The 21,875-nt window shown below is 34.0% G+C and carries 23 protein-coding genes and 1 riboswitch; of the genes, 2 read left to right on the top strand and 21 right to left on the bottom strand.

The annotated features are described in order from the left end of the window. Positions 1-4: 4 nt before the first annotated feature. From cobK to BN2667_RS01770, 15 genes are all read right to left on the bottom strand, one after another. Positions 5-745 (bottom strand): precorrin-6A reductase, encoded by a 741-nt coding sequence (gene cobK / locus BN2667_RS01840; RefSeq protein WP_054251620.1) that lies wholly within the window; start codon positions 743-745, stop codon positions 5-7. Then, a complete protein-coding gene (gene cobJ, locus BN2667_RS01835) occupies positions 742-1,470 on the bottom strand; it encodes a precorrin-3B C(17)-methyltransferase (protein ID WP_054251619.1) in 729 nt (242 codons plus the stop codon). The genes cobK and cobJ overlap by 4 nt, the downstream gene beginning before the upstream one ends. Then, the gene (gene cbiG, locus BN2667_RS01830) at positions 1,467-2,456 is read right to left on the bottom strand and encodes a cobalt-precorrin 5A hydrolase (protein ID WP_054251618.1); all 990 of its coding nucleotides are present in this window, start codon (positions 2,454-2,456) and stop codon (positions 1,467-1,469) included. The genes cobJ and cbiG overlap by 4 nt, the downstream gene beginning before the upstream one ends. After that, a complete protein-coding gene (gene cobM / locus BN2667_RS01825) occupies positions 2,453-3,214 on the bottom strand; it encodes a precorrin-4 C(11)-methyltransferase (protein ID WP_054251617.1) in 762 nt (253 codons plus the stop codon). The genes cbiG and cobM overlap by 4 nt, the downstream gene beginning before the upstream one ends. Then, positions 3,211-3,756, bottom strand: coding sequence for a precorrin-6Y C5,15-methyltransferase (decarboxylating) subunit CbiT (cbiT, locus tag BN2667_RS01820; protein ID WP_054251616.1), 546 nt, complete (start codon positions 3,754-3,756; stop codon positions 3,211-3,213). Before cbiT ends, cobM begins: the two co-directional genes overlap by 4 nt. Further along, positions 3,746-4,351 carry a precorrin-6y C5,15-methyltransferase (decarboxylating) subunit CbiE gene (cbiE, locus tag BN2667_RS01815; protein WP_054251615.1) on the bottom strand — a complete coding sequence of 202 codons (606 nt, stop codon included), beginning with the start codon at positions 4,349-4,351 and terminating at the stop codon, positions 3,746-3,748. The genes cbiT and cbiE overlap by 11 nt, the downstream gene beginning before the upstream one ends. Beyond that, positions 4,344-5,429, bottom strand: a complete 1,086-nt coding sequence (gene cbiD, locus BN2667_RS01810) for a cobalt-precorrin-5B (C(1))-methyltransferase CbiD (protein ID WP_054251614.1) — start codon at positions 5,427-5,429, stop codon at positions 4,344-4,346. The genes cbiE and cbiD overlap by 8 nt, the downstream gene beginning before the upstream one ends. Then, on the bottom strand, positions 5,426-6,046 hold the full coding sequence (locus tag BN2667_RS01805) for a precorrin-8X methylmutase (RefSeq protein WP_054251613.1): 621 nt from the start codon (positions 6,044-6,046) through the stop codon (positions 5,426-5,428). Before BN2667_RS01805 ends, cbiD begins: the two co-directional genes overlap by 4 nt. Next, positions 6,033-7,352 (bottom strand): cobyrinic acid a,c-diamide synthase CobB, encoded by a 1,320-nt coding sequence (locus tag BN2667_RS01800; protein WP_054251612.1) that lies wholly within the window; start codon positions 7,350-7,352, stop codon positions 6,033-6,035. Before BN2667_RS01800 ends, BN2667_RS01805 begins: the two co-directional genes overlap by 14 nt. Further along, positions 7,349-8,116, bottom strand: a complete 768-nt coding sequence (locus tag BN2667_RS01795; RefSeq protein WP_054251611.1) for a sirohydrochlorin cobaltochelatase — start codon at positions 8,114-8,116, stop codon at positions 7,349-7,351. Before BN2667_RS01795 ends, BN2667_RS01800 begins: the two co-directional genes overlap by 4 nt. A gap of 1 nt (position 8,117) precedes the next feature. Beyond that, the gene (locus tag BN2667_RS01790; protein WP_054251610.1) at positions 8,118-8,768 is read right to left on the bottom strand and encodes a precorrin-2 C(20)-methyltransferase; all 651 of its coding nucleotides are present in this window, start codon (positions 8,766-8,768) and stop codon (positions 8,118-8,120) included. 89 nt (positions 8,769-8,857) lie between these two features. Further along, positions 8,858-9,040: riboswitch (cobalamin riboswitch) on the bottom strand. Positions 9,041-9,123: 83 nt separating this feature from the next. After that, positions 9,124-9,969 carry a YitT family protein gene (locus BN2667_RS01785; protein ID WP_054251609.1) on the bottom strand — a complete coding sequence of 282 codons (846 nt, stop codon included), beginning with the start codon at positions 9,967-9,969 and terminating at the stop codon, positions 9,124-9,126. A 203-nt stretch (positions 9,970-10,172) separates the two neighbouring features. After that, positions 10,173-10,553 carry a hypothetical protein gene (locus tag BN2667_RS01780; protein ID WP_054251608.1) on the bottom strand — a complete coding sequence of 127 codons (381 nt, stop codon included), beginning with the start codon at positions 10,551-10,553 and terminating at the stop codon, positions 10,173-10,175. 113 nt (positions 10,554-10,666) lie between these two features. Then, a complete protein-coding gene (locus BN2667_RS01775) occupies positions 10,667-12,289 on the bottom strand; it encodes an ATP-binding cassette domain-containing protein (RefSeq protein WP_054251607.1) in 1,623 nt (540 codons plus the stop codon). Between the two features lie 266 nt (positions 12,290-12,555). Then, entirely contained in the window at positions 12,556-13,809 is a 1,254-nt protein-coding gene (locus tag BN2667_RS01770) for a S8 family serine peptidase (RefSeq protein ID WP_054251606.1), read from the bottom strand. A gap of 261 nt (positions 13,810-14,070) precedes the next feature. On the opposite strand from BN2667_RS01770, the gene BN2667_RS01765 reads away from it, so the two are divergent. After that, entirely contained in the window at positions 14,071-14,778 is a 708-nt protein-coding gene (locus BN2667_RS01765) for a LytR/AlgR family response regulator transcription factor (RefSeq protein WP_054251605.1), read from the top strand. A 298-nt stretch (positions 14,779-15,076) separates the two neighbouring features. After that, the gene (locus BN2667_RS01760) at positions 15,077-16,039 is read left to right on the top strand and encodes an ATP-binding protein (RefSeq protein WP_162200273.1); all 963 of its coding nucleotides are present in this window, start codon (positions 15,077-15,079) and stop codon (positions 16,037-16,039) included. Between the two features lie 248 nt (positions 16,040-16,287). Here BN2667_RS01760 and BN2667_RS01755 read toward each other — a convergent pair whose 3' ends face one another. The 6 genes from BN2667_RS01755 to rpsM form a co-directional block, all read right to left on the bottom strand. Beyond that, positions 16,288-17,817, bottom strand: coding sequence for an ATP-binding cassette domain-containing protein (locus BN2667_RS01755; RefSeq protein WP_242848711.1), 1,530 nt, complete (start codon positions 17,815-17,817; stop codon positions 16,288-16,290). Between the two features lie 37 nt (positions 17,818-17,854). Further along, positions 17,855-19,531, bottom strand: a complete 1,677-nt coding sequence (locus BN2667_RS01750; RefSeq protein ID WP_054251602.1) for an ATP-binding cassette domain-containing protein — start codon at positions 19,529-19,531, stop codon at positions 17,855-17,857. Positions 19,532-19,747: 216 nt separating this feature from the next. Further along, positions 19,748-20,092, bottom strand: a complete 345-nt coding sequence (rplQ, locus tag BN2667_RS01745) for a 50S ribosomal protein L17 (protein WP_054251601.1) — start codon at positions 20,090-20,092, stop codon at positions 19,748-19,750. 11 nt (positions 20,093-20,103) lie between these two features. Continuing rightward, the gene (locus BN2667_RS01740) at positions 20,104-21,051 is read right to left on the bottom strand and encodes a DNA-directed RNA polymerase subunit alpha (RefSeq protein ID WP_054251600.1); all 948 of its coding nucleotides are present in this window, start codon (positions 21,049-21,051) and stop codon (positions 20,104-20,106) included. Between the two features lie 35 nt (positions 21,052-21,086). Then, complete coding sequence (gene rpsK / locus BN2667_RS01735; RefSeq protein WP_054251599.1) at positions 21,087-21,488, bottom strand: 30S ribosomal protein S11; 402 nt, start codon at positions 21,486-21,488, stop codon at positions 21,087-21,089. A 19-nt stretch (positions 21,489-21,507) separates the two neighbouring features. Further along, positions 21,508-21,870, bottom strand: a complete 363-nt coding sequence (gene rpsM / locus BN2667_RS01730; protein ID WP_054251598.1) for a 30S ribosomal protein S13 — start codon at positions 21,868-21,870, stop codon at positions 21,508-21,510. Positions 21,871-21,875 lie beyond the last annotated feature (5 nt).

The raw sequence follows: 21,875 nt of genomic DNA, 5'->3' as shown, positions 1-21,875 counted from the left end.
TTTTCTAGGTCCTGCTTTTTTTAATGGATAGGAATTTTTCTACTTCTAATAAAAAGTCTTCCCAAGTTTTTGTTGCAACTTGGTCTCTGGTTATTATTATTGGCACTATGCCTAGGCTTTCTGCTGCAGAAATTTTTTCTTCTACGCCACCTGCCTTGCCTGAGTCCTTAGTAACTAGGTAGTCTGCCTGGAAGGTCCTTAGCATGGCCAGGTTTATTTCTTCTGAAAATGGCCCTAGCATTGCAACTAGGTCTCTTATTTCAACTCCTGCCTCTCTGGCCTTAGTTATTGAGTCTACTGTCGGTAGGATCCTATAGACAAATCTCTTGTGGCCTTTTACCTTTTCAAAGTCTGCGATCTTGTTAGACCCAGTTGTAAAGAAAAATGTTCCACTCATGTCTTTTAACTTGTCATAAGCTTCTTCGTAAGAGTCTACTAAAATTGCGTCAGCTGGATAAGAAACTCTTTCTCTTTCGTATCTCAAGTAGCTGATCTGAAATTTTTCTGCTGCCTTCTTCACCTTGTCTGTCATCTTTACAGCAAAGGGATGGGTCAGGTCTATGATTGTGTCAATGTCCTTGTGGACTATAAAGTCTTCTACTGACTCGTCTTTGTTAATGGCCTTGTCTGTTGCCAGTTCTAGACCGTCTTTGGTGGCATAGGTTATTAGGTGGGGAATATTTTTTTCTTCAAATATTTTTCCTAGGGCTACTGATTCGCTAGTTCCACCTACTATCCAAATCATATTTCATAGCCTCTTGGAGTTATAATTTTGTCTCCGTCTATATAGGAAGCCTTGTTGCCAATTATTAAAATTGTCAGCATGTCAACTTTTTCATAGTCTAGGTCTTTTAAGGTTGTGACCCACTGTTCTTTGTTTTCTCTGCCAGAATTTTTTACAACTCCAACTGGAGTGTCTGGGCTCTTGTGTTTTAAAATTATTTCTATGGCTGTTTGAAGGTGGTCTGGTCTACCCTTGGACCTTGGGTTATACAAGCTAATGACAAAATCCCCTTGGGCTGCTAGGTCAATGCGCTTTTGAATAAGATCCCATGGTGTCATTAGGTCTGATAGGGAAATTATTGCCAAGTCGTGCATAACTGGGGCGCCAAGTTCTGCTGCTGCAGAAAAAACGCTAGAAACTCCTGGAACAATTTCTACCTGAACTTCCTCGTCTCCCTTTAGGAGTTCTAAAATTGGTCCTGCCATGCCATAAAGGCCTGCGTCTCCTGTTGATAAAATCGAAGTTGTCTTGCCTTCTCTAGCAAAGTCTATGGCCTTTTGACATCTTTCTACTTCTTTTCTCATTCCTGATGTAAAGGTCTCTTTGTCTTTTATATAGTCTTTTACATATTCTAAATATGGTGTGTAGGCAACTATAACATCAGATTTTTCTATAGCTGCCAAGGCTTCTTGGGTCATTCTTTCCTTGCCACCTGGGCCTATTCCAATTACATATAATTTTTTCATTTGTCCTCCAAACTTATGGCAAGGGTTATGCCATCTTTTTTTAGTCGCTTTGTTAAAAGCCTGCCACCAAGTAGGTATGCACAAGGCTCTGCCACTGAATAAACTCCAATGGTCTTTTTAACAAAGTCTGATTTATCAAATTTGTCTTCTACTGTTTTTATTTGATCGTTTGAAAAAATTTTCTTCTCTACTTTAAAATAGTCTGCCGCCTCTTGGATGCCAACTTCGTCTCTTTTTGCTTCAACTGAGCCAATTTTTTTTATGCTATAAAATGATAGGCCAAGGTCATTAAGCTGGTCTTTTATAAAGGAAATAATTTTTTCTCCTGGCGTATCTCTCCTACAGCCAATACCTAGGTTAAGATTTTTTGGGTGTAAATAAATACTAGGGATAGGAAGGTCTCTTTCTATTTTATTAGAAACTACAATTAGCCCGTCTAAGCCCGAAAGATCGTCTAGATTTTCTAAAACTTTTATGTGATTGTAATCAATGACCTTGTCAACTTCTGAATAAAAACCGATAGTCTTTCCTTCTAGCATTAACTTTGAAATCGGCAGGATTTTATTTTTATCTGCCAGCCTGTAGTCGTTGGTCCTTGCAAAACTGTCTACTGCTTCAATGCCGTGGTTGTCAGTTGATGTTGTAATGACTGGATTGGCTCCTAAAAATTCTGCTAGAGTCCGAGTCAAGTCGTTGGCCCCACCTAGGTGGCCTGACAAAAGTGAAATTACATTTTTTCCTGTGTCGTCTATAACTATAATTGCTGGATCTTGGTCCTTGGCTTTTATAAAGTCCTTTATCATCCTAACTGCAATGCCAGTTGAAGAAATAAATATAAAGGCTTCAGCTGCCTGCCAGTTTTCTTTTAAAATTATTTTTACATCAAAGGCAGTAATTCTTTTATTATAGTGGTCAGCTGACAAAAAGTCCTTTATTTTTTCTCCAAGGTCTAGGCCAGCTTGAGAGTAAGAAAATATTTTTATCATTTTTCCTCTATGCCTTTTCTAAATTTATGGGTAAAGTGCTTGTCATAAAGTTTAGAAAGTTCATAGTCTCCTTCTATAAAGTTTCCTACTAGGATTTGGCTCATTTTTTTAATGTTGGCCTTTTTTACTTGATCAGAAATTGTGTCTAAGGTGCCATATAGAATTTCTTGGTCGTCCCAAGTTGCCTTAAAGACAATGGCCACTGGCACGTCTCCTGACCCATAGCCTTTTTTTAGTTTTTCAACTACAGAGTCTATGTCTTGGACTGACAAAAATATTGCCATTGACGCCTTGTGACTGGCTAATTTTTCTAACTCTTCTCCCTCTGGAACTGGAGTTCTGCCAGCGTTTCTAGTTAGAATTACTGTTTGAGAAACTCCTGGTAGTGTAAATTCTCTTTTTATGGCTGCACAGGCTCCTGTAAAAGATGAAACTCCTGGCACAACTTCGTACTCAATGCCTGCTTCTTCTAGCCTGTCCATTTGTTCTCTAATGGCTCCATAAATTGTAGGGTCGCCAGTGTGAAGGCGGACAATTTCCTTGCCTTCTTCATGGCCCCTTAGCATTACTTCTATAACTTCGTCTAGGTTCATGCCCTTGGAGTCGTAGATTTCACATGACTCCTTGGTGTATTTTAAATGGTCTGGTGATACTAGTGACCCAGCCCAAATTAATATATCTGCTTTTTCTAAAAGGTCCCTGCCTCTTATAGTTATTAAGTCAGGATTTCCTGGTCCTGCTCCAACAAAATGTATCATACTTTAACTCCTTTTACTATAAAAATAGGATTTTCTCCTCTCATTAGTCCTATCTTATCTTCTGTAGCAACTTGGACTAAGTTTACTTCCAGGTCCTTGTAGGCGTATTTTTTCAACAGCTCTTTAAACTCAAAAAGATTTTTTAAAAGTATAAAAGACCCTACAAGAACTCCGCCTGCTTCTAAGTTTTTTTCTAAATAAGAAAATATATCTTCTAGCCTGCCAGTTGATCCACCGACAAAGCACTTGTTTATTTTTATGTCGTCAAGGCCGTCTGGAACATTTCTCTCTAGAACTTCTATGTCTTGGTCGAATTTTTTTGCATTTTCTTTAGTTAGGCTCACTGCCTCTGGGTTTTTATCAACTGCAAAAACTGTCGCTCCATGGCAGGCAGCTTCTACAGAAATTGATCCTGTTCCACAGCCTATATCTAAAAGCCTGTCGTCATCTTTTACGGCAAGATTTGCTATTATAAGACTGCGGACAGAAAATTTTGTCATAGGGACCTGGCCCCTAATAAATTCTTCGTCTTTAATCCACATTAAATTCCACCACCACTACTCCCAATATTGAAGGCTCGTCTATTTGATCTCCAATATTTATTGTTAAAATTTTTTCGTCGTCATAAGAAAGATTGTAGCCACAGTAGATTTTTCCACTTAGGCCCTGGTCTTTTAATTTTTTTGAAATATAGTTGGCATTTTTTTCTTGGTCAATTAAGAAAGAATATTTTTTATCTTTATCAATTGTAGAAAAATCAAAGTCTCTGCCGTGAACTGACCTAGTCTCTAGACTGGAATAAGACTTTTGTAGCCTGTTGAAAAAGTATTGAACAGAAGAAATTCCAACTAGGACTTCTTCTATCTCAACTCCCTTTCTCTTTAAGAGATCTATAATTCCAAAAAAACAAGAATCCCCTGAAGCCATAATAGCTACAGTCTCATCTCCGCCAATTTTTTCTAGCTGGTCTAAGACTTGGTCTACTCTTTTTATAACAATAATGTCAGGTCTTAGGCTGTGAAGGTCCTTGGCAATTCTTTCAAAGGCTATGACTTTATCTGCTGTCTTTATCTCATCTAGGGCCTGGAGGGTTAACAAGTTAATGTTACCAGGTCCTGCTCCTATTAGTTTAATCACTTAGCATACCTCTACTCATTGAATACATTTTTACTTGAACCTTTATTTGATCGTCTTTTAGGTATTTTTTTATCCTTCTTTGGCAGCCTGCTTCCATGTCTTTAAAGACAAAGTCTAAGTTATTTTCGAAAATATACTTTGACGCCTCTTCTGCAGTTAGAAACTTATCTATGGTTTTTAAATGGTCTAGGTCCACGCCTTTTAAGGCTAGATAGTAGACAAAGGCCTCCATGCGCAGGTCAACTGTTTCGTTGTGGGTGTTAAAGGCTCCCATAGATAATTTTGAAAATTTTCCTATATGGCCAAGGAGGAAAAAGTCTCTAAAGCCTGCCTTGTAGGCGTACTTTAAACACCTGCCTACATAGTTAGAAACTTGGACAACTTTTATGTCGTCTCCTAACTTTTTTGCATATTCTTCGCCATAGTTACCTGGAGTTAGCATCAGAGTTTTTTCTGTTCCCTGCTTTAATTTTATAGATTCGATTTCCATATAAATTGACTTTAGTAGGGCTTCTTCGCTCATTGGATAGACAATGCCCTTGGTGCCAATAATTGAAATGCCACCTTCAATGCCAATGTTTTTGTTAAAGGTCCTTTTTGAAATCTCTTCACCTTGGGGAATAAAAATTTCTACATTGTAGCCAGTGTCTTCTCCTAGGTCTAAAAGTTCTCTTTCCATCATCTGCCTAGGAACTGGATTTATTGCATAGTCGCCAATATCTCCGTAAATTCCCTTTTGGGTAATTCTTCCAACTCCTGGTCCCCCTGTTATAAAAATTTCCCCATCATCTCTTAAGGAGACCTTGGAAAAAATTTCTACTTCCTTGGTTGCGTCTGGGTCGTCACCAGAATCTTTTTTCACAGAGGCTATGGCATAGTCTTTTCCTATTTCTGCTGACTCAACTTCTAGGTCTAGGTCTACGCCTGCTGGAGTTTTTATTTTAATTTCAGAAATTTCCCTTTGGCTAAGGAGCATTATAGCTGCTGCCTTGGTGGCTCCAGTTGCAGTTGATCCAGTTGTATAACCACAGCGAAGTTTTTCCCCGTCCTTGTCAATATAAAGGTCTAGTTTTTTCATCTTTCAACTAACATATACATAAGGGCATTGATTATTGAGGCTGCAACATTTGAGCCGCCCTTGTTGCCTATGGTTGTAACTTGAGGAATTTTATAGCCTCTTAGGTCTTCTTTTGATTCTGCTGCTCCAACAAAACCAACTGGAACTCCAATTACAAAGTCAACCTTTGCCCTGCCTGCATCGTATTCTTCTAATAATTTATAGAGGGCTGTTGGGGCGTTGCCAATTGAAAAGCAAGTCACCCCTTCTTTAATAGCCTTTTCAATGGCTGCCTGGCTTCTAGTTGTTCCCTCTTCCTTGGCCTTCTTAGCTACATCTTCGTCGGCAATATAGCAGACAATTTCTAGGCCAAGTTTTTCCAAGGCCTTTTTGTTTACTCCAGCCTTGGTCATATTTGTATCTGTATAAATCTTCACCTTGTTCTTTAAAGAATTTTTTGCAACATTAACAAAGTCTTCTTTAAAGTCTACAATGTTTTGGTAGTCAAGGTCGCCAGTTGTATGAATGGTCCTTTTAACTACAATTTTTTCTTCTTCTGTAAAATTTGTCTTATTTAAACCTTCTTCAATTATGTCCATTGATTTGTTTTCAATTTCCATGGGATTATTTATATACATTTTCTTCTCCTAATTTTTTTATTATATGGTCAATTACACTTTCATTGCCAGCAAAGTTTATGTGTTGGTAAAGGCCTAGGGCGTTTTTGTACTTATAGCCTCCTGACCAAGTTTTTAACTTTGATGCCTTTTCAACCCTTATGCTGGCTGGTAAATTCTCTTCGATTTTTGAATAGTGAAACTCGTGGGCTGGAATTAGAGTCCCCGAATCTCCTAAAAGTAAATCTTCTTCTAAAATTAAATTTACATAGCCAAAGTTTTGCAGCCTATTAGTCATTTGGGACTGGGTCTTAAAAATTCCTACTAGGTCCCTGCCATCTAGGTTTTCAGTTAAATACAAAAGTCCTGCTCCTTGGCCAAGATAAAATCCACCAGCTTCTATATAAGCTCTAACACTTTTAAGCATAGACTTGTTTGCTGCAAGTTCGTCTATATAAATTTCCGGATAGCCACCGTCAATATAGACAAGGTCTGCCTCAGGCAAGGTCTTGTCCCTTAGTGGAGAAAAGTATTTTACTGTAAAATATTTTTCAAAGAGCTTAATATTTTCTCCATAGTGGAAGCAAAAGGCCTGATCCCTAGCTATGGCAATAGTATAGGGAGTTTTTTTAATCTCTTCCATACCTTGATCTACATTTATATCTGCCATTAGATCTATTAGACTTTCATAGTCTATTGTCTCTTCAGATTTTTTAGCTTGGGCATCTAAAATATTATCAAATTCTTCTAATTCTTCTGGTAGCATTAGGCCAAGGTTTCTAGACCCAAAGTTTAAGTCTTCGTCTTTTTCTATATAGCCTAAGACCTTAATGTCCACATGGTCTTCTAACATTTTTTTCAAATAGCCGTACATGGTCTTGGTTGTTGCAGAAAAAATTATTCCCTTGAGGCGGCCTTGAGAGTAGTCTACCATGCCCTTGACCTTTGGAACTATTGTAAACATTTCTCCCTGGGGCTTGTAAACTAAAATTCCTGGAAGGTCTAAGGTCCTTCCAATGTCATAGGCTGATGCCTCATAGCCTAGGCCAATGCCATCAAAGTAGCCCATGGCCCCTTCAACAATTGCGTAGGCTCCCTTGTTTAAAGCAAGGGCATGTTTCATTCCTTTAGTCCCACAAAGGTGGACGTCTAAGTTGCCGTTGTCTTTCTTGCTAGCAAAGGCCAGGTACTTAGAGTCAATAAAGTCTGGCCCACATTTAAAACCAACTAGGTCTAAGCCGCGGTTTTTTAGGGCCCTGGCTATAATTGACGTTGTTATAGTCTTTCCAGAGTTTGAAGCTGGGGCAGTTATTTGGATGGTCTTCATAGGATTTCTCTAAGTTTTCCTATAAACAAGTCGTTAAAGTCATCGTATTCGCAAAGGCCTTTAACAGAAACGCCTGCGTCAAAGCCTGCCTTTCTTAGTACAGACTTCCAAGAGTCGTCTTCGTCTCCTGCCATGTCGTTTTGAACGTGGTCTCCTGCTACTAACATTAGAGGATAGACTTCAACTGACTTTATATTTTCTTTTTCAAGTCTAGCCATTATGTCTTCAAGGACAATTGAACCTTCAACTGTTCCTATAAAAACTTTTACGCCTCTTTGGTCTAAATAAGCTTGAAGCTTGCCATATTTTTCGTCTTCGTCGTGGAAGGACCCGTGGCCCATAAAAACTAGGGCTTCAGCAGATGACTTGTCTTTTAAGTGGCTAAAAAATTCTCCAACTTTTTCTATGTCAGCATCGTCTGAGAAAAGACCTTTGGAAAATTTAATATTTAACCTGCCATCAGCATTATAGTCTTCAGCCATTTTTATTACCTTGTTGTATTCATGGCCTTCGATAACATAAAGGCTTAGGACAAAAATATCTTTGATACCCTTATCTTCCATAACTTTTAAAGCTTCTGCAATGTTGTAATAGTGGTCTCCGTCTCTGGCTTCAATTCTCTTTCTAACTATTTCTGAAGAATAAGATTCTACGACATAGTAGTCAGGAAAGTCAGCCTTAACTTTTTCAAAAACAGAACCGACAGACTTTTTATAGGCCTCCCTATAAGTTGAACCGAAACTTTGTACAATTATTCCCTTCATTTTATTTCCTCCTTAGTAGTAACAGTGAAATATAATTCTTTGTAGATAAAATATCTTCTCTCTTAGTAAAAACTTTCTCATCTTCAAGGCTGGCTCTTTCAACATAGGTATAGGAAAAGCCAGCTTCTTCTATAAAATCTAGTTTTTCATCATCTAGGTCAAAGGTCTTTAAGATGGCATAAGAGTCTACACCTGGAATAAATTCTTCAGGCAACCTGTCTAAGACCATAAACTTTTCTCCCATTAGAGCCAGAGGTTGTTTAGAAACTCCTGCTGCAGCAACAAAAGACGGAATACCAGATACAAATTCTTGGTCCACATTTTCTGAAAAGAAAACAAAGGTATTTAAAACCGTAGAATAATACATTGGATCCCCTATAGTTATAAAGGCCCCAGTCTTGTCTGGGCTTAACATATCTTCAATGACTTTTGCGTTTTCTTTATATTTTTCTTCTGTCATCTGGCCCATTGGATAGTCGATAAAGACTAGCTTGTCCTCATCTACTAAGCTTTCAATAGTGTCTAAGGCCATGTTCTTCCCCTTGTTGTTGGGAACAAAAATATAATCAACTTCTTCTAAAACCCTTACAGCCTTTAGAGTAAGGTATTCAACATCTCCTGGCCCAGTTCCCAGGCCATAAATCTTTGCCATATAGTCTCCTTATAATTTATAAATTCATCTTAAAATAAAAAATCGTACCCTGAGGATACGATAAAAATCTGGACCAAAACACGGTAAGAATATGGCCCTGCATTGTTATCGTATTCTGACTTAAAGATCAGCACAAGCACCTCGCCTTCCCAATTTCTCAGTGGCTAAAGATTTAACTTTTAGAGGACTTGCTCCCTTATTACAGCAGCGACCCTGTGTAGGAATTTCACCTAACTTCCAAGACATAAAGTCTAACAATCCATATATTTATTTGTCATCATTATTATACAGTAAAAGAAAATTTTAAGCAAAAATTTATAAGAAAAAAGTCCAAGAAAATCTTGAACTCTTTAACTTAAAAATCTTCATCACTTACAAAGCCCTTGCCAGAAACTTCAACCATGTCTGAAATTGAAATAAAGGCCTTTTCGTCAATTTCCTTGACAACTTGTTTAATACGAACAACTTGTCTAGAGTAGGCAACAACATAGAGAACTTCCTTTTGTTCTCCAGTAAAAGCTCCCCTTGCATTTAACATAGTAACTCCCCTGTGTGGGTCAACTAAAATCTTTTGAGCAATTTTTTCGTATTCTTTTGAGATAATAATAATTTGTTTCTTTGTATCAAAACCGAGAACAACTTTGTCAACCATTTGGTAGCCAATATACATGGCAATTAAAGTGTACATGCCTCTAGTTACGCCAAAAATTGTAGATCCAATTAGGACAACAACAAAGTTCATCATCATTAATGGAGTTGAAATAGAAATATTTTTTTCCTTTCTCAAAATCATGGCAATAATGTCAAGACCACCTTGGCTGGTAGAGTTTTTAAACATAATCCCCATGCCTAAGCCGTTAAAAATTCCACCAAAAACTGAAGACAGAAGAATATCGTCTACCCAAAAGTTTAAGTTCAACTTGTTTAAAATAAGTAAGTAGAGAGACAAAAGGTTATAAGAAATAAAAGTGTAGATCATAAAAGACTTAGACAGCCTCTTAAAACCAACAATAGCTAGGGGAATATTTATTAGAAAAATAAAAACCCCAGTAGAATAACCAGTTAGCAGTTGAAGTAAAATACTAATCCCACCAACTCCACCAGACAATAACTTGTGAGGCACAAAGAAGAAAGTAATTGCCAAAGCGCAAATTAATTCTCCAAAAACAATAGCCAAAATCTTTTTAAAATTCTTTTCCATGACGCCTTCCTTTAGATAATATTATATTGACTTAATAATAGCACTTTGAAATATATATTTCAATATGCTAAACCAATTTATTTATATGAAAATTTCCTTTCAATACTTGCTAGACTTTCTAAAAGAATAATCTTGGTCTTAAAAAAGATTATTTAATAAAAAAATAGCTCAGATATTTAAGTCTGAGCCATTTTCTATTCTTTTTACTTTTGATAAATCTTATATTCTACATCTACATCTCCATCAGCACGCACTAGTTGGATATCGCACTTTCTAAAAGTTACATCAGTTGAATATTCATAATCTTCGTTCGGTTCAATTTCTGCAACAGTTTCACCATTAAATAGCATAGCTAGAATAGCATCACTGTTATTTTTAGCATAAATATATAGCTTAGATCCATTGTCTTTGTCGATTTTTAAATCTTTAAGTTGCACGGCAGATCCCGCAAGTTTCCCATAGTTAACAATATATTCATTATTTTCACTATTTTCAGATACTGAGTTATTTTCAATTTCTCCCTTATTGCAAGCTACTAAAAGTAAAACTAATAAGCTTAAGGTTAGAATTTTAAATTTTTTCATAGTTAATCTCCTTTGTAAAAATTAAAACACATATATACTACTTACATTTTTTTATACTAAGCTATTTATTTTTTTCTATTTGCTTCTTACCCATATATTAAATTGAAAAGTATTTAAACTATATATTTTTCTCCACCGTTTTTAATTCTAATAACCTCATCAAATTTTGATAAAAAGTTTTTGTCCCAGTTGTGGGTAATTACAATCTTACTTGTATTTTTTAGAGAAAATATTAACTGGTCTATCATTTCCCTGTTATAAGGGTCTAGGCCTGATGTAGGTTCGTCAAAAATAATTAATTTTGAATCTTTGTATAGGGCTCTGGCTATTGCAATTCTCTGTTTCTCTCCACCAGATAAGTTAATTGGATTTAGAATTTCCTCTCCATGGGTTTGTAAAACTCCTTCTAAATTTACTTTTTTTATAATATCGTTCATTTTGTCCTTGTCATAATCATATAACATGGAAATATTATTTTTTAAAGTGTCCTTAAAGATAAAAGGAGTTTGAGGAATATAGTCAACATATTCATATAAATCATTTTCTCCTATATTTTCTATGTCTTCTGCTCCCAATAATATTGTCCCTTGGTAGTTTTCGTGTTCTTTTAAAATCAGTCTAGCCACAGTAGTTTTTCCTGAGCCACTATCTCCAACTACTCCGTAGCTACCACCTTCATTAAAGCTAAAAGTAAAATCATCTAAAATCTTTTTGTTGGCAAAGGCAAAAGACACATCATTAAAAGTTACAGGAAAAATATTTTTAATATCAGATATTGCCTTTGTACTATTTTGTTCATCAAAGGATAATTTCTTAATCTTTTCAAAGAGGGAATTTGAAGATTTAAGTTTCAAATAATCGCCTAAAAAACTTCCAAAGGCATTTGACCCAGTAGATACCATACTCATTGCAGCTATTACTTCAGCCAGTTCCATCTTTCCCTGATTAACTAAAAGACTTCCTATTAAAATAATCGTAGCTATTGAAATAAAATTAGCAGCAAATAAGCCTTGCATGGCTATAGTTTGTATAACATTTAGCTTTTTAACGGCCTCTAATTTGTCATTGTCTGCTAGCGATACATTTTCAACAAATTTATTTTCATTATTAGATCTCTTTATTGTTGAATATCCGCCTAATAGTTCAGTCAACTTTTCAAAATAAAAAGAGTTTTTTTGAGACCTGTCTAGTTCAATTTTGTTTAGTGGTTTTATAAAGGACCTGTTTATCAACATTGGAAGTAAGCTTACAAGAATACTTGCGACAAAAATAAATATATTAAACCTAAATAAGGCAAAGCCATAAATTAAAACCTGGCCTAATCTAGTTATTACATTTGGAATGCTACCAAAATAATTAATTCTAATCTGTTCAATGTCAGTTTCTAATAAACCAAGATACTCGTCACTAGAGATTTCTCTAAATTTTATTGTAGATTCTTGAAATAAATTGCTTATTATATTTTTTCGAAGTTGTCCAGTACAAGCAATAGAAAATTTTTGTTGGAAATATTTTTGTAGGACACTCATTACAAAAAGTAAGAGCACAAGGCTTATAATTTTTAGGACGTATAATTTTAAGTTTTCTTCAATACTGCCAGTTGCAATATCTAATAAGCCACCGATTAAAAGCAAAGACTTTACTGAAAATATTACCTCTGCCCAACCACAAATTACTGATAAAATTAAATATAAAAGATTACTCTTTATAATTCTTTTTACCATATTTTCCTTCATAAAAATCCCCCAAAAATATTTTTAAGTTGTTTTTTACTGAATTACATTTTATTTCAAATTTTGTAAATTTTATGTCTTGTGAATTCTTTATATTTTCATTTTCAATTATTTTTTCTCTGTAGTAATATATTATTTCATCTCTATTAATACACAAACTATATTTATTATCAATAAATTAATTGCTTTATCTGAAACAAATATACCATTAGTAACCCAAGTTTATTGAAGTATTTTTCTAATAGCTATTTCAATTTAATACCATATTTTTAGGAAATATTATCTTGTAAATATTTTATTAATTCTACTGGATTTGCTACTTTATAAGTTTTATCGTTATTTGAAATAGTTTTTTTAGAAGTCTTGTCTAAAAGCTCATAAAATGTTCTTAAACTAAGTTCCGGATTAACCTCTAAACAAAGAGCATAAAGACCTGCTACATATGGTGGGATGCCACTAGCTCCACAACTATACTTGTATTGATATTTATCAACATCAAATTGGCTTGCTACTGTACGCCAACCATTTGGAACATATATATCATAACCATAAGTATCTTTTCTATTATCTATCACAAAAGAATTGGTATCATTTGGATCTAAAAATGGATCCCTAAAAAAACCTTTACAAGGATGATTATTATAATCGCTAATATATATAACTTCAATATTTTCTTCATTAGCTCTTTTTATAGCAGAAAATGCTAATTTATAATTTTTAAGTCCTGAGTTTATTCCTTGAGAAAATGATACAACTCTTATTTTTTTATCTTTATCCAACAACTTATTTATTTCAATTATTCTATCTATAGCATCTGCAAACCAAGATAAATCTTGTTTAAAGCCTTCATCTACAATTTCAATATGTCCCGTTGCAAAATAATAAAGATTAGCATCAGGTGCTACTCCAACATTTTTTCCCACTGCTATTGAAGATACCATCGGGCCATGCATTTGTGCTGTTAAATCTTTTGGCATATGTATTTCTTCATAGTGTACTAAATTATCTTTATATTCCTTATGATCTACCAACAATGTCTGATCAATAATGGCTATTCCTATATTTTTACCGGTAATACCCATTTCATGTACTTTTCTTATGTTTATACCAGGGTCTTTTCCAAGTTCTTTAATTTTTTCTATGTCAAAATTTTCAGGTAACTTTTTTTCACTTGGCCATATAGTAAAATCATCAAAATCAATCTTACTTATAGATTCATATTTGTCAGTTAAATCAAGTTCACTTAAATCAAAACAGCTACAATTATAATTTAATTCATCTAAACTTTCTAAATCAGGTAATTGAGAAATTTTCTCAAAATGTTTTTTGTAATCATCAGCTTCTGGGTTTCTTACTATTGCAAGCTTATTACCTGGATTAAGCGAATGAAATCCATCGTCATACTCAATTTCCTCTACTTTGGAGCAAGAACAGAGTTGAATTAGAATTAAAATTAAAATAATAATGAAATAAAAAATAAAACTTTTTTTTATTTCTTTCATTTTTACCATATTCTCCTTCATATAAATCCTCCAACAGATTTTTCAACCCACTTTGTTCTATACTATAGCTTAGCATAAAAACAAAAATGTTTATTATAAATGTAATAAATAGGCCTGCAGATGTAATAAAAATAATTTTTTACATTTATAAGTCTAATTTTTACATCTACTACTTTTTTCCTAGATATTTTCTATACTTGGATATAGACTTTCTTCATCTACTACTATATCTTATATCTCTTATCTTTGCTATAATTGATAATAAGTTAAGGAAGTGATATTTTGAAATTTGCTATTTGTGACGACAATTTACTTTTTATAAAATCTTTAGAAAAATATTTGGCCAAGTATCAAATAGATGAAAAAACTGATTTTCAAATTGATTCTTTCTCTTCTGTTGAAGAGCTTTCTAAGGCTTGTGAAGATGAATTTTATAATATTATATTTTTAGATATAGAGTTTCCAGAAAAAAGTGGCATAGATTTTGCTAATTCTCTTAGATTTTCTAAGGAAGATTTTAAAACTGAAATTATCTTCGTTAGTGGAAGTGAGGCCTACTTTAGGGAACTTTTTTCCTTCCAACCTTTTGGGTTTTTAAAAAAACCTATAGACTATAAGGACCTTAAAAATATTTTAGATTCTTATTTGAAAAAGTCTAGGGCCGCTGAAAATATCTTTTCCTATAAGAAGAACACAAGTACCTATTATCTTCCTTTTGAGGATATAATATATTTTATGAGTTCTGCTAGAAAGGTTGAGGTTTTCTCAACAGAAGCTAGTGATTCCTTTTATGCTAGGCTAGATGATTTAGAAGACAAGCTGGATCCTAAGGTTTTCATTCGTGTTCACAAGTCTTTTTTAGTAAATATGAACTTTATAGATTCTATTTCTCCTTCTTCAATAATTTTGAAAAATGGAAAGACTATTTCTGTTAGCGAAAAATATTCAAAAAATATTCTGTCCCTTTTAGAAGGCAAGTTTGGTGGTTAAAATGTCAAAAAATATTTCCCTTATTCTATTAAATATTGTAAATCCTATAGCTATTTATTTTTTGTATGCTACATTTTTAGGCAAGGAAAAATATAATAAAAAAATTGTTTGCTTGTCTTATTTTCTTTTTTATTTTATTACCACAACAGTTTTGCTTACTGCTAAATATTCTATTCTAAATATGATATTTGTAATTTTGGGCACGCTTTTTTTGACTCTTTTATATGATGGTAAAAGTTACTATAAGATATTTGTTTTCTTTATAACATATATTATTTTTGCAATAATAGAATCATTAATGGCACTTTTTATTAGGGGAAATGACTCACCAACAGTATATTTAGATTTTGATGTAAATTTTGCTTATATATTTTTAAAGCTAGTAACCTTAATTACGTCTATCTTTATTTATTTAAATTTTCATAAAACTGAAGAGAATAATATTCCTAGAAAGATTATTCTTGTTTTATCTTTAATGCCATTTTTTAGTTTATCTTTATTAATTTTCGAAGCAATAAGATATCCCATAACTGATAAGTACTACTTGATTTTTTCAGTAATACTTTTAATATTAAATATTTCTGTATTTATTATCTTTAATGTCTTACAAAAGCTCTATAAGGACAGGCTAGAATTACAAAGTGTTAACCAGGAATACAAGCTATTAAATATTCAAAGAGAAAATATTAAAAATTCTACTGATAGATTAGCTGCCCTTGAGCACGATTTAAAAAACAAACTTGTACCTCTTTATTATATGGCTGATTCTGCTACTAATGTTGAAGACTATCTTTCTGAAATTATTGGAGAGTTTAATAGTGAATTTCTAATTTCCTCTACTGGGATTATAGAAGTAGATGCTATTATAAATTCTAAATATGAAATATGTAAAAAGAACAATATTGACTTTGTCCTAGATGTTAATATAACTAAGGCTACAAAAATACTTTATAGGGACCTGGCTGTAATTTTAGGAAATCTTTTAGACAATGCTATCGAAGCTACTTTAAAGGTAGGTGATAGGTGGATAAAGCTCGTCTTACAAAATGAAATGGACCTTGTCTTTATAATGGTAGAAAATTCTTTTGATGGTAAAGTTTTAATAAAAGATGGCAGGTTTTTATCTAGAAAGGACAAGGAGTTTTCTGGCATTGGCCTTAAAAATGTGAAATATCTTTCTTCTAAGTACCATGGAAAGATGAAATTTACTCCTTCTGCAAATACCTTTAGGGCCAGCCTTATGCTTTATGAAAAGCCCTAGTAAATTTAATAAAGAACCTTAAAAAGCGGACTAGAAATTTTCTAGCTCGCTTTTTTTGATTTTTAAATTTTCTCCTACCAAATAATTTTCCCAAAAAAAAGGAGATTAGTTTTTCTAACCTCCGAATTTATTTTTAATTTTCTTATTTAATTTTATCCTACAATAAACAGTGGAATGTATAAACTTTGTTTATGGTAAAACTTGCCACACAAAAAAATCAATATATGAGCTAATTGCTATAAACTATTTTAGCCTTGCAAATCGTTTAAATCTACATTCTTAAACCGATCCTTTAAGCTTCTGTTATGAGTGATAATAATACATGAATACTCTGCGGTTAACTTGTTCAAAAGTTCAAGCATGCTTTTTTCATCCAAATTTGAATCGAACTCATCGATCAATAAGACCTCTGGCCTTGCAATAAGGGCACGGCTTACAGCCAATCTTTTCTTTTCTCCTTCGGACAAGGCAATGGAATCGATATTAAAATAATAATCTAGGTTTCTATCTATTTTGTTTAAATAGCTGTCAAATCCTACAAAAGAGAGGATATCAAAAAGCTCCTTCTCCTCCATTTCTCGACCCAATAAGATATTATTTCGCAAGGTATCGTTAAAAATATAGGTGTTTTGAGGAATATAACCTATTCGAGTACCAAAGGAGATATTTTCTTTATAGAGATCGTAGTCATTGAGCAGAACCCTGCCCTCCTTGGGAGGCAATAGGCCTATGACCGATTTCATAATCGTGCTTTTGCCCTTTCCATTATCCCCGGATAAAATATAATTGTCAGGAAATTTAAAGCTAAGATTGAGATTTTCGATGATGTTTTTGTCATTGTAGCCCAAAGAACAGTGGTCAAAGGCAATGCATTCAAGGTCTTCAGCGACCACATGGACATCCTCAATTGGATTTTCCTGGATAAATTCGGAGACCTTCTCCTTTGATAGAAAGAGGCCCTGGACCCCTCTATATAAACTTGTGACCGAACTAAAGAGGAAGGTGTATCCTGTCGAAAGCTGCAAGATCATCAGGAGGGAATTAAAAGGAATTTTGTTAATGGAGATGAGATAGCTTCCATAACCTATAATGATAATCGAAAGGAAGCCTTCCAACAAAATGCCTTCAATGATTCCGACTATAAATGCCACTGTACTGTATTTATTTTCATAATAATTCAATTGATCATTGAACTCGGTGAGCTTATCGTTCACATAATCCCCTAGACCATACATTTTGATGGCCCTTATATTATGGGTCGTTTCAAAAATAAATTCATTTCTCTTGCCTCTCCATTCCCGCATGAGGCTAACAGTCTTCTTTAATTTCTTCTTCAAATAGAAGTTAATAACTATAAAAAGGAAACCGCTCAAAAGTAGGAGGCTGGCCATAAAGAGAGAGTATTTACCTAATATGATAATGGATAATGCGCCAGAGACAAGGGCCTGGAGTAGAATGACAATAGGCCAACTGTACAGGCTGGATATGGCCTCTGTATCCTGTTGCAATAACAAAAGGCCGATGTTATTTGCAATGCTGTTTTTGGAATGGACTATATAATTCATCATATTGTATTTCAATGATTTTTTATGCCTAGATTCTGTCAGCTCCATATTATATCCAGCAAAGGGGATGATGGCCCAAAAATAGACGCATGAAATAAGGACGACAATCGTAAGTTTGACATAATTGATCTTGCTTGAAAAAAGAATCATATAAATATAACCCAATAATAAATTGGCGATACTAGTTTGAAGGATATTTAATATGAAACTCATAAGAGATATCGGATTGAGTACTTTTCGAAATATCTGATTAATATTCATTGGCATTCTCCTCATAAAGTTTTCCCTTCCTGCTAAAAATATAATGCTTGTCAAAATAACCGTGGATCCTTCGATTGTGTGTGATCACAAGGACTGTGGAATCAATGCTTGTAATAAGTTGATATATTTTGTCTATTCCTGCTTCATCGATGGCGAAATCCGGCTCATCCAAGAGCATAATCTTCCTTTGAGAGAATAGGGCCCTGGCCACTAAAATTCTAAGCTTTTGTCCTCCAGACAAATTTTGGCCGTTCTTTTCAATATATGCTTTTTCTGTACAGAGCTGGTCCAAGTCTGTATATATTATAATTTCATTCAGTCGGACCTTTTCTTCATCGGTTAATTCTTTCTTCAAACTTATATTAAAAGGAATGCTTTCTTTAAAAAATTCCTGCTTTTGATCGATGATGGCTATATTTTCAAAAATAGTCCTTTCATTGTCAAAGGGATCGATACCATATACTTTAACTAAACCTTTAATTGGCTCTAAGACGCCAGATACAAGCTTGATCAATGTTGACTTTCCAATCCCAGAAGGCCCGGTAATAAGCACCTTTTCCTTGTCCGATATGGATAAAGATAAATCGTTAAGGGTATTTTTGAAATGTTCCTCATAGGAAAAATCCACATGCTTTAATTCGATGGAAAGACAATCCATTTTAAGTGATACGGACTGAGAAGGCATGCTTTTGGCAGCGTCAGTGGATAAAATTTTGGAAAAGTTTTTCTCATAAATTTCTATAATCTTCAGATTGTTTAGAATTCTTAAAAATTGAGTAAAAGGCAGAGAGACCTGGTTTACCAAGCCGACTAGAATAATAAAGTCGCCGTAATTAAGCTGCTTGTTCATAATAAGGCCTAAGGATAAAATACTGAGAACTAGGATAGGCAAGTATTCATTAATTAGGCCTGGTATATATGAAATATATTTCACCTTCAAGGCGGATTTGTCGCTGGTATACATGTCGCCCAAGCTATTTTCATATTTATTAAGTACAAAATCAAAAATTCTATAAGACCGAACCAGGTCCTGATTGCCCATAATATCCTGCTCATAGGAATTGAGTGTATGGGTGACCTCCACCTTTTTTCCCAATTCGTGAACTAATTTATCTGTAATAAAGATATTAAAAAGGGATGAGAGAATAATTATGGGACTAATGATAAGTCCAATCCTGGTATTTGTCTTTAAGATAAAAATAAAATAGATTAGAAAGGACAATGGAAAGAAAATAAGCTTTTCAATATTTTTATTTATAAATTGCTTGACTCGCTGTCCATCCTGAGTCAATATGTTATTGATTTCATATTGGCCAAAGGCCTCTAGATCCAATTGTTTAATATCCAATATGGAATTAACGGACTTAAGTAGCAGTCTATTTTCAACCTTGTATGAAATGCGGTTGGATATATAAGTTTTAAGCTTAAAGATGATGATTTCACTGATGGTGAGGATTAAAAAGATGAGCGTGAACTTCATATTTAATTTCCTAAATTCTATGGCATCTTGAACAATATATCCAGAAAGAAATATATTCGCTGTTTTTATGAGGATAGATATCACAGACAAACTATATAATAGGAAGAGCTCCTTTTTCCTAATATTAGAGTATAAAAATTTCAAAGGCTTTTTAACATCGGATTTTAAGATTTTCTTTTCTTGCATACTATTCCTCCAGTTTTTTAATTTTATCTTGTTGACCTCCTTTCTAAAAATTAAATCATATATATTACTTACATTTGTTATTATAATATCATTTATCTTTTTGCTAAGCAAATTATATTATTTTTCAATTCGAGATCAGGTTTTCCATTCCAAACTAATTTTTCCCAATAAAAAAGGAGATTAGTTTTTCTAACCTCCGAATTTATAATAAATTTTTTATTCTACTAATTCAAGTATCGCCAATTCAGCTCCATCGCCACGTCTTTGTCCTAATTTTAGAACTCTTGTGTAACCACCGTTTCTGTTTTCATACTTTGGTGCGATTTCGTTGAAAAGAGTTTGAACAAGCTTTGCATCGTAAAGGTATGCATTTGCTTGTCTTTTTGCATGTAGGTCGCCTCTCTTACCTAGAGTGATCATTTTCTCAGTCATTCTTTGGGCTTCTTTTGCTCTAGTTACTGTAGTTGTTATTCTACCAGATTCTAAAACAGAAGTTGTAAGATTTCTAAGCATGTGATCTCTATGGTCAGATGTACGACCAAGCTTTCTTAGCTTTGCCATAGTTTCCTCCTTTAGACTTCTTCTTCCTTTAAAGATAGATCTAGTTCTGCAAGTTTTCCTTTGACTTCAAGTAAAGATTTTTTCCCTAAGTTTCTAACTTTCATCATTTCTGCTTCAGTTTTTTGAATCAAGTCGTCAACTGTATTTATTCCTGCTCTCTTTAAGCAGTTATATGATCTAACTGATAGGTCAAGTTCTTCTACTGTCATTTCTAGAACTTTTTCTTTGTCTTCTTCTTCTTTTTCTACCATGATTTCAACATCGCTTACATGTTCTGTCATGTTTACAAATAAATCAAGGTGCTCTATAAGAATTTTAGCTGCTAAGCTAACTGCCTCTCTTGCCATTATTGAGCCATAAGTTTCTACTTCAAGGATAAGTCTTTCGTAATCGATTCTTTGTCCTACTCTTGTGTTTTCACTAGTCCAATTTACTGATTTTACTGGTGAATAGTTAGCGTCTATGAGGATGGCTTCTATGTCAGTGTTTTCATCTTTGTGAGTTTCTGCAGGTTCGTATCCTCTGCCTCTTGAAACTACCATCTCCATATATAGATGTCCGTCTTCGTTTAGGGTTGCTATATATTGGTTTGGGTCGTTTATAACTACGTCTGTTCCTGTAATTATATCTGACGCCTTTACTTCGCATGGCCCTACTTTGTCTATAAGAACTGATACTGGTTCTTCTGATTCCATTGATAATACTAATTGTTTAATATTAAGGATTAGCTCTTGGACATCTTCTAGCATTCCTGGAATAGTATCGAATTCGTGTTGAACTCCTCTTACTTTTATTTTAGAAACTGCTGCTCCTGGAAGTGAAGATAAAAGTATTCTCCTTAGAGAATTACCTAGAGTTATAGCATAGCCTCTTTCTAAGGGTTCTACTATAAATCTACCATAATTTCCATCTTCTTCACTATTTTGAATGGTAACTATAGGTTTTTCGATTTCTATCATTACAAAGCCTCCTTTTAAGGTATAAAAAAGTCAAATTATACTCTTCTACGTTTTGGTGGTCTTGTACCATTGTGTGGTAATGGAGTAACGTCTTTTATCATAGTTACATCTAGACCAGCAGCTTGTAATGCTCTAATTGCTGCTTCTCTACCAGATCCTGGACCTTTTACAAATACTTCTACTGATTTTAGTCCATATTCACTTATAGCTTTTTTTGCTGCTTCATCTGCTGCTTGTTGGGCTGCAAATGGAGTTGATTTTCTAGATCCTCTAAAACCTAATTGACCAGCACTAGCCCATGATAATACATTTCCGTTTGAGTCAGATAGTGTTACCATTGTGTTGTTAAAGCTGGAAGCAATGTGAGCTTGGCCTTTTTCTACGTATTTACGTTCTCTTCTTCTGGTACGTGTTCCCTTACGTTTTGTTGGTGCCATTATTTTTTACCTCCTTCTTTTACTTTCCTTTTGAGACTAGTCTCTTTGGTCCTTTTCTTGTTCTTGCGTTTGTTTTTGTTCTTTGTCCTCTTACTGGAAGACTACGTCTATGTCTCATTCCTCTAAAGCAGTTAATGTCTCTTAATCTTTTTATATCAAGAGCTCTGTCCCTTCTAAGGTCCCCTTCTACATGATAGTCATCAACAGCTTTTCTAATTGCAGCTTCTTCAGCTTCTGTCAAATCCTTTACTCTTGTATCAGGATTTACTCCTGCTTTTTGAAGAATTTCGTTTGATCTTGCTCTTCCGATGCCATAGACATAAGTTAGTCCTATTTCAATTCTTTTTTCTCTTGGTAAATCAACACCAGATATTCTTGCCATTTAGT

Origin of the sequence: Neofamilia massiliensis, assembly GCF_001299475.1 — a bacterium.
Lineage (GTDB): Bacteria > Bacillota > Clostridia > Tissierellales > Peptoniphilaceae > Neofamilia > Neofamilia massiliensis.
Note: the sequence above shows the minus strand (reverse complement) of the source record. Positions and strands in the feature narration are given on the sequence as shown.